The sequence below is a fragment of the Novosphingobium sp. ZW T3_23 genome (assembly GCF_044987305.1).
In the GTDB taxonomy this organism is placed as follows: Bacteria; Pseudomonadota; Alphaproteobacteria; order Sphingomonadales; family Sphingomonadaceae; genus Novosphingobium.
This window is the reverse complement of sequence record NZ_JBJDRF010000159.1, coordinates 1-564: the sequence shown is the minus strand read 5'-3', so window position 1 is coordinate 564 and position 564 is coordinate 1. Positions and strand designations below refer to the sequence as shown.

Sequence of the window (564 nt, the reverse complement as noted above, 5' to 3'; positions counted from 1 at the left end):
CGGCTCTGAGCGTGCTTCCGACCGGGATTTCTCCGGTCTCGGTGAAGCGCCAGAGCGCGATCAACAACTTGCGCGCCATTGCGACGATCGCGATCCGGCGCGTTCGACCCTGCAGCTTACCGACGCGCTGGCGGAACCAAGCGGAGAGTTCGCTCTCCGGCTGATAACGCAGCCAGAGCCATGCCAATTGCACAAGTGTTTTTCGCGCTCGTGCATTGCCAGCGCGGCCGATGCGCCGGTCTCGATCCATGTCGCCACTCTGATGGGGCATGGGTGCCAAGCCGACATAGCTCGCAAGCTGTTTTCGATTGCCGAATGGACGGTAAAATACTTCACGGGCGAGAACCGCGGCAAAATTGTCGCCGACGCCGTAGATGCTCCGCAATGCGGTAATTTTGGAAGTTACTGGATCATTTGGAGCGGTGGCAAGGACTTCATCCCGTTCCGCGTCCAGCTCACGGATCAGGTCGAGGACAAGCCCAAGTCGCCGACGCAACCGGTTGATCTCGGCGGCCAGGCGGGGTGGAAGCTTGCGGCCGTCGCCGGTTTCGAGCGCCGCGAGAT

General features: G+C 61.3%; 1 protein-coding gene. It reads right to left on the bottom strand.

What is annotated here, in order from left to right; genetic code table 11:
- Window positions 1-564, bottom strand: a 564-nt coding sequence (locus ACI3K3_RS25810) for a transposase (RefSeq protein ID WP_404918982.1), incomplete at both ends; no start/stop codon positions are given.